At 59.6% G+C, this 16,392-nt stretch carries 15 protein-coding genes; 4 read left to right on the top strand and 11 right to left on the bottom strand.

Annotated features, from left to right (window positions below; genetic code table 11):
- Nucleotides 1–67: 67 nt before the first annotated feature.
- Together VIW95_RS16220 and VIW95_RS16215 are read right to left on the bottom strand one after the other, a co-directional pair.
- Nucleotides 68–2,617, bottom strand: a complete 2,550-nt coding sequence (locus VIW95_RS16220; RefSeq protein ID WP_331588461.1) for an AsmA family protein — start codon at nucleotides 2,615–2,617, stop codon at nucleotides 68–70.
- Nucleotides 2,618–2,759: 142 nt separating this feature from the next.
- Nucleotides 2,760–3,359, bottom strand: coding sequence for a hypothetical protein (locus VIW95_RS16215; RefSeq protein WP_331588459.1), 600 nt, complete (start codon nucleotides 3,357–3,359; stop codon nucleotides 2,760–2,762).
- A 148-nt stretch (nucleotides 3,360–3,507) separates the two neighbouring features.
- Here VIW95_RS16215 and VIW95_RS16210 point away from each other — a divergent pair, with 148 nt between their 5' ends.
- Nucleotides 3,508–4,314 carry a Smr/MutS family protein gene (locus tag VIW95_RS16210; RefSeq protein WP_331588457.1) on the top strand — a complete coding sequence of 269 codons (807 nt, stop codon included), beginning with the start codon at nucleotides 3,508–3,510 and terminating at the stop codon, nucleotides 4,312–4,314.
- A 10-nt stretch (nucleotides 4,315–4,324) separates the two neighbouring features.
- Here the strand turns inward: VIW95_RS16210 and VIW95_RS16205 are convergent, their stop codons facing one another.
- Nucleotides 4,325–5,341 carry a hypothetical protein gene (locus tag VIW95_RS16205; RefSeq protein ID WP_331588455.1) on the bottom strand — a complete coding sequence of 339 codons (1,017 nt, stop codon included), beginning with the start codon at nucleotides 5,339–5,341 and terminating at the stop codon, nucleotides 4,325–4,327.
- A 57-nt stretch (nucleotides 5,342–5,398) separates the two neighbouring features.
- Nucleotides 5,399–6,895 (bottom strand): class II fumarate hydratase, encoded by a 1,497-nt coding sequence (gene fumC / locus VIW95_RS16200; RefSeq protein WP_331588452.1) that lies wholly within the window; start codon nucleotides 6,893–6,895, stop codon nucleotides 5,399–5,401.
- 227 nt (nucleotides 6,896–7,122) lie between these two features.
- On the opposite strand from fumC, the gene VIW95_RS16195 reads away from it, so the two are divergent.
- Nucleotides 7,123–7,482 (top strand): ferredoxin family protein, encoded by a 360-nt coding sequence (locus VIW95_RS16195; protein ID WP_331588450.1) that lies wholly within the window; start codon nucleotides 7,123–7,125, stop codon nucleotides 7,480–7,482.
- 113 nt (nucleotides 7,483–7,595) lie between these two features.
- Here the strand turns inward: VIW95_RS16195 and VIW95_RS16190 are convergent, their stop codons facing one another.
- Nucleotides 7,596–8,537, bottom strand: a complete 942-nt coding sequence (locus VIW95_RS16190) for an aldo/keto reductase (RefSeq protein WP_331588448.1) — start codon at nucleotides 8,535–8,537, stop codon at nucleotides 7,596–7,598.
- 199 nt (nucleotides 8,538–8,736) lie between these two features.
- Between VIW95_RS16190 and VIW95_RS16185 the strand changes: the two genes are divergently transcribed.
- Nucleotides 8,737–9,363 carry a hypothetical protein gene (locus VIW95_RS16185; RefSeq protein WP_331588445.1) on the top strand — a complete coding sequence of 209 codons (627 nt, stop codon included), beginning with the start codon at nucleotides 8,737–8,739 and terminating at the stop codon, nucleotides 9,361–9,363.
- Nucleotides 9,364–9,443: 80 nt separating this feature from the next.
- Here the strand turns inward: VIW95_RS16185 and VIW95_RS16180 are convergent, their stop codons facing one another.
- From VIW95_RS16180 to VIW95_RS16155, 6 genes are all read right to left on the bottom strand, one after another.
- Nucleotides 9,444–9,974: a DsbA family protein gene (locus VIW95_RS16180; protein WP_331588443.1), complete on the bottom strand. Its 531-nt coding sequence runs from the start codon at nucleotides 9,972–9,974 to the stop codon at nucleotides 9,444–9,446.
- A 14-nt stretch (nucleotides 9,975–9,988) separates the two neighbouring features.
- Entirely contained in the window at nucleotides 9,989–10,477 is a 489-nt protein-coding gene (locus VIW95_RS16175) for a redoxin domain-containing protein (RefSeq protein WP_331588440.1), read from the bottom strand.
- A gap of 162 nt (nucleotides 10,478–10,639) precedes the next feature.
- On the bottom strand, nucleotides 10,640–11,086 hold the full coding sequence (locus VIW95_RS16170) for a TadE family protein (protein ID WP_331588438.1): 447 nt from the start codon (nucleotides 11,084–11,086) through the stop codon (nucleotides 10,640–10,642).
- Nucleotides 11,083–11,553: a TadE/TadG family type IV pilus assembly protein gene (locus VIW95_RS16165; protein WP_331588436.1), complete on the bottom strand. Its 471-nt coding sequence runs from the start codon at nucleotides 11,551–11,553 to the stop codon at nucleotides 11,083–11,085. Before VIW95_RS16165 ends, VIW95_RS16170 begins: the two co-directional genes overlap by 4 nt.
- Complete coding sequence (locus VIW95_RS16160) at nucleotides 11,550–12,842, bottom strand: pilus assembly protein TadG-related protein (protein ID WP_331588434.1); 1,293 nt, start codon at nucleotides 12,840–12,842, stop codon at nucleotides 11,550–11,552. The genes VIW95_RS16165 and VIW95_RS16160 overlap by 4 nt, the downstream gene beginning before the upstream one ends.
- A gap of 39 nt (nucleotides 12,843–12,881) precedes the next feature.
- Nucleotides 12,882–14,171 carry a pilus assembly protein TadG-related protein gene (locus VIW95_RS16155; protein WP_331588432.1) on the bottom strand — a complete coding sequence of 430 codons (1,290 nt, stop codon included), beginning with the start codon at nucleotides 14,169–14,171 and terminating at the stop codon, nucleotides 12,882–12,884.
- Nucleotides 14,172–14,834: 663 nt separating this feature from the next.
- Here VIW95_RS16155 and VIW95_RS16150 point away from each other — a divergent pair.
- Nucleotides 14,835–16,376 (top strand): DUF1329 domain-containing protein, encoded by a 1,542-nt coding sequence (locus VIW95_RS16150; RefSeq protein WP_331588430.1) that lies wholly within the window; start codon nucleotides 14,835–14,837, stop codon nucleotides 16,374–16,376.
- The last annotated feature ends 16 nt before the right edge of the window (nucleotides 16,377–16,392 follow it).

The following is a 16,392-nucleotide window of genomic DNA, read 5'->3' as shown; positions in this document are numbered from 1 at the left end:
GTTCCCCTTCCCACTATGGGAAGGGGTTAGGGGTTAGGTTGCCACGCGTCGATCGCAAACGCCCGCGTCAAAACAACTTCTTCAACTGATCCAGCGGATTCGGCGGAGGCTTGGAGCCTTCTCCCGCCGGCGCGCCGCTATTTCCCGATCCGCTGCCGCCCGATCCGTCACCGCCACCGCTCGAGTCGCCGCCGAGAAATTTCCCCAACCCTCCCGGCAGCCCCTTCTTGCCGAAGATTTTGCCAAGATACTTCTGACCCTGAGACTTCGCCGCGTTATTTGCTGCTGTCTGCGCGAGCTCCGTCACGTTGGGCAGGACCTGCGGCTTGGGCAACTGCCCGACGATTTGCAGCGGGATGTCGATTTGTCCGTCTTTGTTCGCGATGAACGCGACTTCCTGCTTTTGTTCGATCAGCTCCTTGCTGAATGGCGCCGACAGCACGATTCGCGCCGCCAGGTCGATGTTCTTGTCCATGTCGAACCATCCATCGCCGAGCAGATTGTAGTCCACCGTCTGCACCTTGATATCGTGCGACGTGATTCGCGGACCCTCGAGCACGAAGGTCAGACTCGCGAGCTGGATGTCGGTATCCGGGTTGCTGAACAGCTCGGGATGATTCTTGATGACCGCGTCCGGAACCAGGTTGCCGATCGCCGGCAGGTTCTGCACCTTCTTGAGCGCTTGTCCACCGACGTTGACGCCGACCAACTTGCCGTTTGTCACCGTGAGATTTCCGTCGCCCTTCAGCGTCGGCTTCATCTCGTCGAAGGTACCGGTCTTTCCGCTGACTTTGATATTTCCGCCGAGCGTTCCGCGCACGGTGCCGGCGGCCTTGGATTTTTGCGAGTCGAGTGCCTGCTGAATATCCAGATTGGTGAAGCTGATCGACGCCGCCATCGGCGCCGCCGCCTCGAGCCGCGTATTCCCTGTCGCGACGATGTCGCCCGAGAACGCCTTCAGCTTGAGCATTGGGATCCGCGCAATCTTGCCAGCGAGTGCCAGCGACAGCCTCAAATTCTGATACGGAACATTCGCAAGGTTGCCCGATGGCGACGTGATATCAGAATCGACGGTCGGACCGGTCATCGATCCTACCGAGACCGCGCCTTTGGCGAACAGCTGGTTGATCACCTCGTCGGGCGGCCGCGACGGCACGAGATCCGCCAGGCGAACCGACGCCGCAGTCAGTTCATAGCTCATGACCAGTGGCTGGAACTGATCGATGTGCGACTTCAACGTCGCCTGCTGCGCGCCAATGTTGAATGTCAGCGGGCCGACGTCGGCGCTGGTGCCGGCGAGCTTGAGGTTGCCGCTGATATTGCTCAGCGGCGGCGCTTTCTGATCGGGTAACGTCAATCCGACGCCGGCCAGCGCCACTGTGCCGTCGGCCGAAACCTTGTCATGCGCCACCGTCGCGGCGGTATGAATCTCGGTTTTGCCGGTCGGGTTGTACTTGCCTAGCGCCGGGACGATCTTCGCGAGCGAAGCGATATCGAAATCGTTGGTATCGACGTGCGCCGCGGTCGTTCCGCCGCCGACTTTGATATCTGTCGCCTTCGCCTCGAGGTCGCCAAGCGTAATGTTGGCGAGCGTCACTGCGACGGCAGAGTCAGTCCGCGAACCCTCGGCGGAAATCTTCAGAGACGTGTCGGCGGGCTTGTTGAATGTTTCGCCAAACGCGATCGCGGGAGCGCTCAAATCGCTCGATACGTTGAATTTGACCGATTGAAGGGTGCCGTCAGCCGTCGCGTCGAAGGCGACTGGTCCGGAAATCGAAAGCTTCGGCGGTATCGACTTCGCCAGCATCGGGATCGTCTTGAGCTGCGTCAGCAGAATTGGGCCGACCTTGGCCGTGCCCGTGAGCGGAATCGCATCGACGTCGAGAACGCCGTTGTTGACCAGCGGCCCGATCGTCGCCGACAAATCGAAGTTCTGCTGATCGCTCAGCGCCGCAAAGGTGACCGCGACGGTGAAGGGAGCGTTGAAGACGAAATCGCGCACCTTGAAATCGATCGAGTTGACGGTGGCGCTCTCCGGTGCGCCCTCAGTCTCGAACGTCAAAGTGCCGTCGTTGATCGTAAAATTCTGCACCAACAACGAGCCGAGCACCGACGGCGCCTTGCCCGCTTCCGCCATCGGCGATTCTTCGTTCGCGCCTCCGCCGCCTTCGCCCTCGCCTTGCCGCGATTCCTCTTCGGTGTGGACTTTTTTTCGGCCGAGCGTCGAGACGTTAAACGTTCCGTCGCGAGTCTGAACGATTCTGATCACCGGCTTGTCGAGCACCACTTCGGTGACTTCGATCCGTCGCGCCAGCAGCGGCATCAGTTGCAGCCGGGTGTAAACGTTGCTCGCTTCGATGAACGGCTTTTTCGAGATGTCGGGGTCGTCCGCCACCTGCACGCCCGTCACGTCGGCCAGGATTCCCCAGCCGAGGCTCACCTTGATGTCCTCGGCGTGAACCTGACGGCCAAGCGCGGTGCTGACCTTGTCGAGGATCGTCTGGCGGCGCTCGGCGATGATCGAGTTCAAGTTGGTCGCGGCATAAAAGAGGATCGCGCCAACGAAAATAGCGACAGCTCCGACAATTGCGGCGGCAATTTTGATGACACGACGCATATGAGGACCCTCACATCGGCAACTCGAAGCGGTTCGCGGTACGCGGGCAAGTGTAGTCGATGCGCGCCGGACGCGCACCATTTCTGCTCGCGATTTTATCTTCGAATCGCTTGCGAATCCTGTGCGGTTCGCTACGGGCGACTCATCGCGGCTGCGTCGCTATGTCATCTGGTTGAAGTCCAAGCCCGGCGACCCGCTGCAGCTCGGAATCCAGGGCAGGCGACACCATCAGGTTGAGCGCGAGCGAAACGACGGCGAACGGAAGAAGTGCAACGAAGGATCTGGAAATGAAAGCCAGTACCAGTCCGTACAGTGCGATCGATTCATTGAAGGCCAGACGCACTATAAAGCCGGCAAAGAAGGCGGGAACCAGCGCGAGCAGTCGCTGTTCGTCGGGCGAGAGGGTTTTGATCCGGGCAAGCCGATCCTTATCCACTTTGCCGGTCCGACGGTCGCGGGCCAGGGTTTCCGGATCGGGCTGCCGGTCGAGCAGTTCTCGGAGGCGCGAGTCCGACAACAGCAGGCGGGGCGCGTATGGCGCCAGTGCCGCGGCCACCAGGGAAAGAACAGCGAGGGGAATTGTGAGAGGATTTGATTGCGGCATGACGCCGGGCGCGTCGCGACCAAACGTCTGATAAGCAATGCATACATAGATCGGGACCATCGCGAGGAACGCCAGCCGGAGAACCCGCATAGCGGTTTCCGTTGGCTTGACCAGCGAGCGGAACGTCTCCGATTGCATTGTCTATCCCTCTTTCGTTGCGCTGCGCCGATCTTATCAATCCGTCTAACGGAAAACGCAACATCAGATCACGCAGTTTGAACGGCACTGCGTCATCGGCGTAGTCTGTCGAGCAGTGCGTTGACCCTGGTCCTGCGAGTCCCTTCCGATGGCAAAAAAGCGAAAGCATGGCCGCCGAGATGACGCCGGCGACGAACTGGACGGCGAACGAAAGGCGACGCCCGCCCCGACGCCGGTCTTTTCGTCGCCATTCAAAGATCTCAAGAAGATGCTCGCCGAGCGGAATCCGCCGCCGGCCCAAATCAAGCCCAAGGCCGCACCTCCGCCAGCGCCGGTCGTCAAAGCAATCGCCCAACCCGCCGCAGAACCGCTCGACGACGAATCCTTTTTTCGGCAAGCGTTCGAGGGCGTGCGACCGCTGAATGCCAACGGCAAACCGCGCTCGCGCATCCCGCTCGACCCGCCCACGACTCACAAGATGGTCGACGAAGACGCTGAAGTAATCGCTCTGCTCTCCGACCTGGTGTCCGGACAGGCGCCGTTCGACATCACCGAGTCCGACGAATACGTCGAGGGTTACCGCGTCGGTCTCGACCCGCGCCTGGTGTCACAGCTTCGCCGCGGCGAGTTCGCGATGCAGGCTCATTTCGATATGCACGGCATGATCCAGAGCGACGCCAAGGAAGCGCTGAAAGAGTTCATCATCAAGTCGGTGCGTAAAGGACTGCGCGCGGTGCTGGTCGTGCACGGACGCGGTTTGCGCTCGCCCAACGGGCACTCGGTTCTGAAACACGCGTCGGCCGGATGGCTCTCACATGGCGCAATCGGCGGTCACGTGCTGGCATTCACCAGCGCACGGCCCGCCGACGGCGGCGCGGGCGCGACCTACGTTCTGTTGAAGCGCGAGAAAAGCCGCGCCCCGTTCGACATTCTGCAGGGCGCCAGGCGCCGTTAGCGGTTCTTCATCAGCCCAGGAAATGGATCGCGATAATCACGTTCGTCACCACGAACGACGCCGGGATTACCCAGCGCGAATATTTGCGTATCCGGAGGCCTAAATCGCGGCGCACTTCTGAGCGATGCGTCACGTGCACCGTCATCAATTCCACCACTGCGAGAAAAACGTAGATGTAACACTCCAGAAAAAACGCATCGATGTACGTCAGGTACGGCAGCCGCGGCATCGTCGCGGAAATCGCAAACGCGAACGCGATTACGGTTAGAATCGTCGTCACCGCGACCTGCACCTGGTTCGAGAGATCGTCCGCCTCGATCCAGAAAACCGCCCACGACAGAAACACCATCAGCAGCAGCGGCAGGAACACCTTCCACAAGTAAAAGCTCGAGCGCCGCTGCACCGAGATCGCAAACCTCGCCTCCGGCACCGTCTGGCCGCCATAGGTCGAGGCCACTTCTATTCGCGGCTCGACCGTGGTCACCCTCCACTGCGCCAGAGACGAGTAGCTCTCGAACTCGCTCGCCGTCCATGTCGAATAATTGCCCAGCTTGAACGCGATGCGAGGTCCGTCCACCAGGAACGGATGAATGACGATTACCAGCGACTGCCGATCGAACGGGAAGCGCCGGAGCGCGAATTTCGACGACACTCCCACCCCGCATCGCTCCGCATAGTGTACGGTGCCGTCGGGAGCGACGCGTATCGAAGTCTCGTAGCGGGTGCGCGGGGTTGCAGCGTTGATTATTTCGAGTTGGGGAATCCAGATTTGCCCAAACGCGTAGTTGCGTTCCCGATCGTTCGGACCGCTCGGCGTATAAGCGAGCCGCGGATCGATCCATTGCGCAAACAGATACGCGTCCATCTCGAACTGCTCTCTCACTTCGTCGATCGACGAGATGTTCACGATGTGCAGGGCGATCGCGACGTCGAGCGCCTGGCCTGGGTACGGCGGCGGCTGCAGAATCGGATCGGTCGCGATGCCGCCCGGAGTTTGCGCGGCGCGGGGCGCAACCGTCGGCAGCATTGCCCCAACAAAAACGATCGCGCTCGCAAAAAGAACGATCCCCCGGCGCATTCCAGCTCAGCCTTCCGGCGCGAGCATCTTGTCCGCGCGCACCAGCCGGTCGAACTCCGCTCCCGACAGCAGTTTCAGTGCGATCGTGGCCTCGCGCAATGTGATGTTTTCCGCGTGCGCCTTCTTCGCGACCTTGGCCGCGTTGTCGTAGCCGATGTGCGGACTCAGCGCCGTCACCAGCATCAGCGAATTTTCCACGTAGCGCCGCAGCTGTTCGCGATTCGGCTCGATCCCCTCGACGCAGTACTTGCTGAACGACGCGCACGAATGCGCCAGCAGCATCGTCGAGTGCAAAAAATTGTGGATGATGAGCGGTTTGAAAACGTTGAGCTCGAAATTTCCCTGCGATCCCGCCGTCGTGATCGACACGTCGTTGCCGATCACCTGGATGCACACCATCGTCATCGCTTCGCTCTGCGTCGGGTTCACTTTGCCCGGCATGATCGACGAGCCCGGCTCGTTTTCCGGCAGAATCAGTTCTGCAAGCCCGGTGCGCGGTCCCGATCCCATCCAGCGCACGTCGTTGGCGATCTTCATCAGCGAGACCGCGAGCGTCTTGAGGGCTCCGGAAGCCGCTACCAGCGCGTCATGCGCCGCCAGCGCCGCAAACTTGTTCGGCGCCGACCTGAACGGCAGCCCGGTGTACTCGGCGATCTTTTTCGCCACGCGCTCAGCAAATTCCGGATGCGTATTCAGTCCGGTGCCGACCGCCGTGCCGCCAATCGCCAGCTCGAGCAGGTCCGGCAGCGCCGCCTCGATTCGTTTCAAATCGTAGTCGAGCTGCGCGACGTACCCCGAGAACTCCTGCCCGAGCGTCAGCGGCACTGCATCCATCAGATGCGTGCGCCCGATCTTCACGATGTCCGCGAACTCGCTGGCCTTCCGCGCGAGCGAGTCGCGCAGCTTTCGCACCGACGGAATCAGGTCGTGCGTGACTTCCTCGGCCGCCGCGATATGCATCGCAGTCGGAAACGTGTCGTTGGACGACTGCGACATGTTCACGTCGTCGTTCGGATGAATCGGCTTTTTGCTGCCGAGCACCCCGCCGGCCATCTCGATCGCGCGATTCGAGATGACCTCGTTCGCGTTCATGTTGGTTTGCGTGCCGCTGCCGGTCTGCCAGATGCGCAGTGGAAAATGATCGTCGAGCTTGCCCGCGATCACCTCGTCCGCGGCTGCCGTCATCAGCTTGGCCTTGTCCGCTGGCAGCTTGCCGAGGTCGCGATTAACCTCCGCCGCCGCCTTTTTCAAAATTCCAAACGCCCGCACCACCGAACGCGGCATCCTGTCGAATCCGATCGCGAAATGCAGCAGCGATCTCTCCGTCTGCGCGCCCCAGTAGCGGTCGTTCGCGACCTCGATCGCCCCCATGCTGTCGCTCTCGACGCGCTTGCCGTCCTTCAGGGCCTTAGCTACCTGCTTCGCCGTTGCTATCTCCGCGCGCGTGGCGACGCTGGCCTTGCGCATCTTTGCTCTCAACTTTGATGGTAGCTTTGATGGCATCTTCAATATTCCTGTGTATTTTCCGATTCTTCGCGCCGAACATTCTAGCCCGGCTGCCCCACGATGACAGCGGGTTCCCGCCCCCGCAAATCACCCATCATTGCCCTTTTCAGAGGCGCTGTGCCGATATAGGTTATGGCGCGTACTCCCGACAATAGGGAGCGCGATTTTGTTCGGAATATTTTTGGCAATACTATAAGGACTGGATTCCAAGCGAGGCTGCAACCATGCCCTGGACTATCACCCGTCTTTGCCGCGACTGCGTCGACACCGGATGCGTCAGTGTCTGCCCCGTCGACTGCATTTACGAATACGTCGGTGCCGACAAGGTTAAATTCCCCAACCAGCTCTACATCGATCCCGACGAATGCATCGATTGCGGCGCCTGCGAGCCCGAATGCCCTTGGCAGGCAATTTTCGAGGAGCCCGCGGTTCCCGAGGTCCTCAAGGATGACATAGCGCTAAACCACGCGCTGCTCGAAATAAAAGATCAGTTCAAGGTAATGCCGTTCAAAAAAGTCGAGCATCCAACCCCCGAGCAGGTAGCCGAGAACAAGAAAAAGTGGGGCGTCGACCCGAACAGCTGACCCCCCGGTAGGTGAGGGTTCCGCGGCGCGCGCACGATCTGAGGCCTCCAGTCGAATGTTGTAGCGCCAAATCGCGGCATACTCAGCTCAGCGGGAAATCCCGGCTTCGACGTTCATCTTGCCCTGGGAATGAACCCGGGAATGCCCGTGTTCACAACCGGATTGAGCCTGACTCGTGTGGTGATCCCTTGAGTGATCTCCTTGATGGCGTCATCGGGGAGCGCCGAGATATCAAAATTTTCCTCGATGTAGCGGGCGTTCGTTGCTGTGGTGAGAGGAGCCGTGCCGCGCTGCACCGCCCAGGCCAGTAGGACTTGGGCGGGCGTTTTGTTGACGCGCTTCGCAATGACGGTGATTACAGGGTTGTCGATCAACTTGGGTTCCATACCATGACCCAAAGCAGCGAAGGCCTGCATCACGATGCCATTCTTCTTGCAATAGTCGAGGAGATCCCATTCAGGGAGATACGGATGGGATTCGACCTGAACAGTAGCTGGCTTTACGCGAGCGATATCGAACACCTCTTTCAGCTGTCCCAAATTTACGTTTGATAATCCGATCGCCTTGCACCGACCTTCATCGACCAGGCTCTCCAAAGCCTTCCAGGTATTCGTCAGAGTCGTCGCGTCGTCATAAATCACATTACCGTTCTTGTCTCTCGGGTCTTGCTCGTCGCCGGGTTTGAAAGCGAATGGAGTATGGATGCTGTATAGATCGACATAGTCCAGTTGCAGTCTTTTCAGACTTGCCTCGAATGCGGGCTTAACGCGTTCGGGACGATGATTGTTGTTCCAGAGCTTCGTACCTACAAAAACGTCCTTCCGTTTGACCTTGCCCTCCTTGAACACCGCCCCCATTGCTTCGCCCACCTGTTCTTCATTTCGGTAGCGTTCGGCGCAATCGAATTGACGAAAGCCCGCCGCCAGAGAGATCCTGACTGCCTCTTTCGTGGCGATCGGATCAGGAATCAGCGTCCCAAAGCCGAGTGCCGGAATCTCATCAGAGCCGTTATTGAGCGGTATCTTTATATAGCGAAGGCCGTCGGCGTCACTCATAAAACCGTTACCTCCGTGCAAATCACATTTTGAGTCGACTGTAACAAGCTCTCCGATTAATGGCGAATCGTTGCCAGCCAACGAGCACTGTCTGAACTCATTTGATTGCCCGAAGAGATCAGAAACGGTAGGGGTTGAGTGTTCTGCCGGAGCCTTTATGCGAGCCTTCACAACGGTGAACTGCAACCTGGACAGATAAATGACGCAAGTTCATCAAATCGCGATTCTGATTCCGCTGGCAGTAGCTGCAAGCGCGGTCGCATGCACGATCATTATCGGGGCTCTGGCGGCGATCGCGACAGTAAACTTCGCTCGCCGTGAGAGAAGGCTGGGACGCGTAGGCGCAGGCTTCTTGATCGACTTTTCAATCGTTGCGCTGGCAATATCTATCGCGCCCAAGGCCGTCAACGCCAAGGTGACCCTCGTCTACCAGCACGAGATTGCAATGGAGGGCGTGGCTCCAACTGACGGGTTCACTCAGCTTGATCCTGAGGAAGACGCGAGAACCCAGCAGCTGAAAGTGGAAAACAAGGAGGTCGCGTCCTCGATCTCTCGGAACTTTCGGCACCGAAAGAGTCAGGGAGTCTTTGACCACTGGTTCTTCGGTTCACGCTTTCTCAGGCACGTGATTGATGTAAGTCCCATGGGTATCTTCAGCTCGGGTGATCAGCCTCCGATTCAGCGGTTTCAGGGGATAGGAATCGGTGTCTACGTGGACAAGGCCCGGTACCTTGATGAAGTCGAGCGAGAGGTGCCGAGCAAGATCGACGGCATCACCGTAGAAGTCGTACCTCCGGTTGACAACGCAACCGATCTGATGAACTAGCGAAGTCTCCGATAGCGCGAGCACAAGACTGCGCGGAACTTCTTTTTGTTGAAGGTCCAAAAAATCGCAGTGCCGCCCCGCTACGCCACTTCCTCAATCGCCGCCAGCAACGAACCGAGATCGAAAGGCCCGTCGTGACGCGCACCGTTGATGAAGAAACTCGGCGTGCCGTTCACTCCGCTCCTCACCCCGCTCCTGAAATCCGCGCGCACCCGCTCGACGTATGCATGCGCCTCCATCTCCTTGACGAATCGAGGCACATCGAGATGCAGCGCCTGCGCATACCGCACCAGGTCTCCGTCCTCCAACGCATCCTGATTCTCGTAGAGCAAATCATGCATCTCCCAGAACTTGCCCTGTGCACCGGCCGCCTCCGCTGCTTCCGCTGCATGCTCGGCATGCGGATGAGCCTCGGCCAACGGAAAATTCCGAAAAACGAAACGCACCTGGTCTCCGAGCCGCTTCTGTAGAGCCTTTACCACCGGATACGCCTCGCCGCAGTAGGGACATTCGTAGTCTCCGTACTCGACCAGCGTCACCGGCGCCTTCGCGGGACCTTGCACGTGATCGTTCGCGCCGACGGGCGGTTTGAGCTTCGCCGATGGACTCATCGCGTCGGGCCTCCCTACTTCTTCGCCGCCAGCGCTTCGAGTGCGTCCAGTATCCCGTCCGCGCCGGGATTGACGCCAACCGGCGATAGGTAGCTCCAGCTAATCGTCCCCTTCGGATCGATCACGAACAGCGCCCGCTCGCAGACGCCTTCGCGATCGCGATACGCGCCGTACTTGCGCGCGACCGCACCCTTGGGCTCGAAATCCGCCAGCAGCGGAAAGTGCAACTTGCGATTCTGCGCGAACGCATCATGGCACCACGAGCCATCGACCGAGATCCCGACGATTTGCGCTTTGAATTTGTGGAACTCGGGCAGCACCTCATTATATAGCGCCATCTGGTCGCCGCACACCGGACTCCAGTCGGCCGGGTAGAACGCCACGATCAATGGCGCGCCGCGGAAGTCGCTCAACGAGACGAGTTGGTCGGGCGTACTATGCAGCGAAAAATCCGGCGCCGCGACGCCGGGAGCGAGTATCTTGTTCGCGTCTTCTGTGGCCATACGACTCTCCTTGAATTTCCGGCGGATCCGAACCGGTTCGCAGATCGTCGATGCTAATCCCAGTGCGTTTCTGAGACAAACGCGGCTCCTTTGTAGCGAGAGGCAATTCAGAAGCGAAAGAAATTCGGGAAGAGAGCTCGAATCAGCGGCTTACGCGTATCGCTACTGCGTGATGACCATTGCGGCGGTGCGAGTGAGCGGGATTGTGACCGACGAAACCAGGTTCGTCAGCGGCGGGAAATTGTAGCTGACGACCACGGTAACTACACTCCCCGGCTTGTTGTCGGGTGCCCATGTCGTGGTGACGGTCATCGCATTCGTTTTCAGCACTCCGACGACAAGAGCGTCCACGTAATTCGTAACGTCCGTCGAAGACACGATGGTCGTCGCGGTCGAGCCGTGGACCGTCGCGTAACGAACTGCCTGCTGCGCGCTGTAACAGACGAAGTCGTAGCAATAGAGCGCCAGCGCGAAGTTGATGATCCCGAAAAACAGAGTGAGACACGGCGTGATCACCAACGCGAACTCCGCTACCGCCTGTGCCCGATGCGCTCGCCCAAGCGCGTCACGCAATCGTCGCCGCCACTGCTTGATCCCCGCGTGCTTCATTGCACTACGCGCATGACGGCTTTGCCCGGCACTGTGATCGCCGGCAGGATTCCCATGAAGTTGATAAGCGGGCTGTACGACGCACTGGTATTGACCTGCGTGTACAACAGCCGATGGCTGCCCGAGCAGTCAGTCGCGAGACAGGTTGACGCGGTTCCGTCGGAGCATTTGCAGAAATGAGTCGCGATCGCCGTCAACCCGCTGAGGTTAGGTGCGTCGTTGGTCGCCGCCGACTGCATCCCGGCGTTATCGGCCGCAGTCGAAAGATTCTGCGCACCGTACTGAACGCCGGCCCGCGCCGCGTTGGCGACCGAAATCGCAATGTAGAACGCGCGGCCCGTCTCCACCACCACCACGAACATCATCAGCAATAGCGGCAGGCTGAGCGCGAGCTCGACCGACGCCTGCCCACGCCAACTTCGACCGCCATGCCGCCGCATCCGGCTCGAGGTGCGCGGCGCATTCATTCGGCCAGTACCGTTCCTTTGATTGGCGAGCCGCCGGTCAACGAGGTGTAGTTGGAGCCGAGCGAGGCGTTGCCACTGAGCGTCAGCAGATTCGCCACCACGATGCTGTAGCCGTTGACGCTGCTGTTGCCATGGAAGCTGACGCTGGTGGTCGGGAAGTAGATCGCGCCATCGAAAGTCGAACTGGAATTTCCACTGATGGTGCTGGCGGCGCCGGTGCTCGGAATCGAGCGATCCTGAAAGAACAGGATTCCGGTTAGTGGACCCGAGGTCGGCGCACTGAAATTCGCCGTGCTGTTGCCATTGAACGAAATTGCCCCGTAACCGCCGGTGCCCGTCGTGTTGTAAAAGGTCAGGCCGGCGCCGGTCATTGTGGTGTTGGCGCTTATGCTCATTCCGCCGCCGGCGAGCACGTACGTTCCCGGGTTGAAAAACAGCACGGCATTGCCGTGGACCGAGATACCGCCGCAATAAGTTCCCTGATAGAGCTGGTAGGGACTGCCAGTGCTGCCGCTGTTCCCGTTCAGCGAAAAATTGGTATGAGCGCATGAACCGACCGTCGGCGCCTGCACATTGGCCAGCGGATCGGACGCCGGAATCACCCCAATCTTGGGCGTCGGCGAAAGAGTGGAATTGCCGCCCGAACTGTATCCACCCACCACGCCGATACTCGGCGCTGTGATCGAGACGTTGCCGACCACCGACAAACCGGTCGAGGAGCTCGAGTCCACCAGCAGGCCGCAGCCGCTGTTCACGTCGACATTGCCGTTGGCCGAGAATGCCGCCGGCGCCGACGGATTTAGGACGTAGATGCAGTTGGGCCCGTTGCCCTCGTACGCGACCGCGCGCGCCGACACGGTCATCGTGCCGACCCCGAGCGCGCGCAGAAAATATGTCGGCTCGGGCTTGCTGACGATCGCCTCGACGTATCCGGAATTTGCGCTGTTCGGTCCCGTGCTCGGAGGATTGTTAATCGTTACGGTCACGCTGCTCTGACCGTCGGTGTATCCGTTGGTGGCCGCGTCCGCTTTGCCCGCCGCCACCATGTCGCCATAGCTCAGCTCCTCGGAGCCGGCCATCGCCGCGCTATCCGCCGCCGTCTGCATCATGTTCCTTTGATGCTGCATGAAGCTGAAGTCGGTGACGACGGCGATCATGCCCATCATCGCGACCAGCGAGACGCAGACCAGCACGATCACCTGTCCACGCGAGCGTCGACGCCGATGGCAACTGCCGTTTGGCCGGACGCTACCGGCCGTGCGCAACGATTCAATCGGTTTTATGGTCATACCTCTCTTACTCGGAAAGCACCGTTCCTTTGGTCGTACTCATTCCGCCAGTACCGTTCCTCTTATCGGCGAGCCGCCGGTTAGCGAACTGTAATTGGTGCCGATCGTCGAATTGCCGCTAAGCGAAACCTTGTCGGCGACCACGATGTTGTAGCCGTTGAGGCTGCTGTTGCCGCTGTAGGTAAGCGTGGTCGTCGGGAAGTAGAGCGCGCCGTCGAAGGTCGAACTCGAATTCCCGCTTACCGTGCTGCCCGCTGCGCTGCCTGGTATCGACCGATCCTGAAAAAACAGGATCCCCGTCAGTGACCCCGAGGTCGGCGCGCTGAAATTCGCAGTCGCACCTCCGGTCAGCGCGATTCCCTGGTAACCGCCGGTTCCCGTGGTGTTGTAGAAAGTTATTCCGGTGCCGGTCATCGTCGGGCCGCCATTGCTGGTGAGTCCGCCACCGGCCAGGACGTAAGTCCCTGCGTTGAAATTCGTGAACCCATTGCTGATCTTGATACCCCCGCAATAGGTGCCGGGATAAAGCTGGTAGTAACTGCCGCTGGTTCCGCCGTTGTTAAGCGAAAAATTCGTATGGGCGCATGAACCGACGGTCGGCGCCTGCACGTAGGCCAGCGGATCGGATGCCGCGATCACCCCGGTCTTCGGCGTCGGCGTAAAGCTCGCGCTGCCGCCAGCCGTGTAGTTGCCTACGACGCCGATCGCCGGCGCCGTGACTGTCGCGCTGCCGCTCAGCACTATTGCCGTCGAGGAGCTCGAATCGACCATCACGCCGCAGCCGCTCTGGATGCTCGAGCTGCCGCTGCCCGACAGCGCACTCGACGCCGTCGGATCCATCACGTAGATGCAGTTGGGGCCACTGCCTTCGTACGCCACCGCGCGCACCGACACGGTCATCGTGCTGATTCCAATCACGCTCAGAAAATAGGTCGGCTCAGGCTTGCTGATCGTCGCCTCGACGTACGCCGTGTTTGACGCATTCGGTCCGGTGCTCGGCGGATTGTTGATCGCTACGGTGACGCTGCCGGCGCCGTCGGTGTATCCGTTACTGGCCGCGTCCGCTTTGCCCGCCGCCACCTGATCGCCGTAATTCAGCTCCTCAGCGCCGGCCGTCGCCGCGCTATCCGCCGCCGTCTGCATCTGGTTCCTTTGATCCTGCATGAAGCTGAAATCGGCGATCACCCCGATCATCCCCATCAACGCGAATATCCCGACGCAGATCAGAACCATCACCTGCCCACTCGCATTCGCCGATAGTGTAAACACGTGGTTGACACTATCCCGACGCATCGTCGCCGGATTCGCACGCTGAAGTTCGCTGCTCATTCTCACTTGTCTCCAGTGGAACAGAGCACTGCGCGTGCCACCGAATTAGTCCCCCAATCGTCACTGCGCAGCCGCCGGCATGTCCTAAGCTGACTCCGAAATGTCCGGTTATGACGCTGTTCGAGAAATTAGGACCGCGAGCAGAGCCACCCTAACAGTTGTTAGACGAACAATACCGAACGGTTAGTTCCGCAGAAATCTGCCTTCAGAAGCGCTTATGCAGATTCGAGCTAACGCTGCCTACAACGCGATAAGAGATATTCACCTTTGGAACCGCATTGGAGAGCGCGCCGAGTCTCCTTGACGAAATAATACTAATGCGCGTCCGCAATGGTGCCAAAAAAAACGGGCGAGTGGCCACACCGCCCTTTGAGACTCCTGAAACTATCGACTCGGACTCAACAATACCGCACGAATGGTCCGCCAGCGACGAGGTTCAAGAGCTTAGCCTAATGACTGCTAGGGCGATTAAAGTCGGTGTTTTGGGTCATTCGGAATTCAGCAAAATTGCCATAATCATTAGACTGACTTATATTACATACAACGAAAAGTGTCCGATACTTGTCGCCTGCAACAAATGTTATTGACGATTTTGAGCCTCTGGTCCTAATGTCGATCTTTAGGGAACAGACCGCGGCCATGAGCCGCTCGGGAGGCTATCGTATGCGAAGGCAGAACACTTTGTCGTCAATCTTCTTGACGACCATCGCTGCCCTGGTGCTGCTCGCGATTGGCGCGTTCAGTACTCCGGGTTACGCTCAGGTAAAGCCGGGTGATTTCATCACCCCGGATAACGCAACCAAGGTCAAAGATCTCGTAGGCCCCGGCGTCTACTACAAGGTCGAGCGCGGCATGTCGATGAAGATCGTGCCGACACAGCGCGTCGATTGGCCGCCTCCTTATAAGGATGCGACCGAGAAATATTCGTCGCAGGTCCGTCTCTCGCAGGATAAGCGCTCGATCGTCGGCTTCGTCGCCGGACAGCCGTTCCCGTTGATCGACGCCAATGACCCCGATGTCGCCGTCAAGGTCATCTGGAATAACGTCTTCCGTCCAATTACTTCGGACGACTACGATCTCCGCTTCTACGACTGCGATTCCGAGTACGAGAAAAAGGGCCCGCAGACCGGCCAGGTCGAGTATTTCCAAATCGGACACTATGCCGGCTATGACCTCGTCGGCCGCACCGAAGTCGAGCCGATGCCCACGGATCCCGATTTCAAAACCACCGGCCGCTACTGGCTGTTCGGTCTGTATCCGATTCTCTCTCCGCAGGAAATTCGCGGGACCGGATTCATCCGATGGCGTTACGCCGATCCGAAACGCGGCGACGACATCTGGAGCCTCAACTCCGGCTCACGCCGCATCCGCCGCGTCAACGAGTCCATCATGAGCTCGTCCACCACCAGCGGAACGTCGGCTCATGCATGGGATCCCGATCACTACTCGGGCTTCAATCCCAAGACCGAACAGTATTTCTACAAATTCCTGGGCGAGAAAAACATGCTCGCGACGATCCACGCCGAGCACTCGCCCGAGTCGCGATGCCCCACCGACGGCGGCGCCAGCGCATGCCCCGAGGCATGGGAGATGCGCCATATGTACATCGTCCAGGCGCTGCCCGATCGCTCGCGTATCAACGCGCTTGATTCGCGCACCGTCATCTACATGGACAGCGAAATGTGGTTCGAGCCCTACATCGACACCTATGATCAGGCCGGCCACCTCTTCCGCGCCCACATCTACTGGCTGGCGACTCGCGATCGCCCGGTGCCCGATGCCAAGGTTGCAATCTATCCGTTCAAGCGCTCGTTCGTCGTAGGCGCAGTCTCGACCGACGTACAGTCGGGCCTCGCGACGATGTGCTATCTGCCGGGCCTCGAAACCCCGGAGCGCGAATGCTGGTACATCAACATGGGCGCAGTCGATCGCAATTTCTTCACGACCGACGCGATGTTCCGCGCGCATATTTACTGGCTGGCAACGCGCGATCGCCCGGTGCCTGACGCCAAGGTCGCAATCTATCCCTTCAAGCGCTCGTTCGTCGTAGGCGCGGTCGCGACCGACGTACAGTCAGGTCTGGCGACGATGTGCTACCTGCCGGGACGGGAGACGCCTGAGCGCGAATGCTGGTACATCAACATGGGCGCCGTGGACAAGGCCTTCTTCACCACCGACGCGATGTTCCGCGCGGCCGCCTTCTAAGCGACAAACTGTCCTC

Origin of the sequence: Binatus sp. (SeqCode), assembly GCF_036522015.1 — a bacterium.
Lineage (GTDB): Bacteria > Desulfobacterota > Binatia > Binatales > Binataceae > Binatus.
The sequence above is the reverse complement of the archived record's forward strand: the minus strand, read 5'-3'. Positions and strand labels throughout refer to the sequence as shown.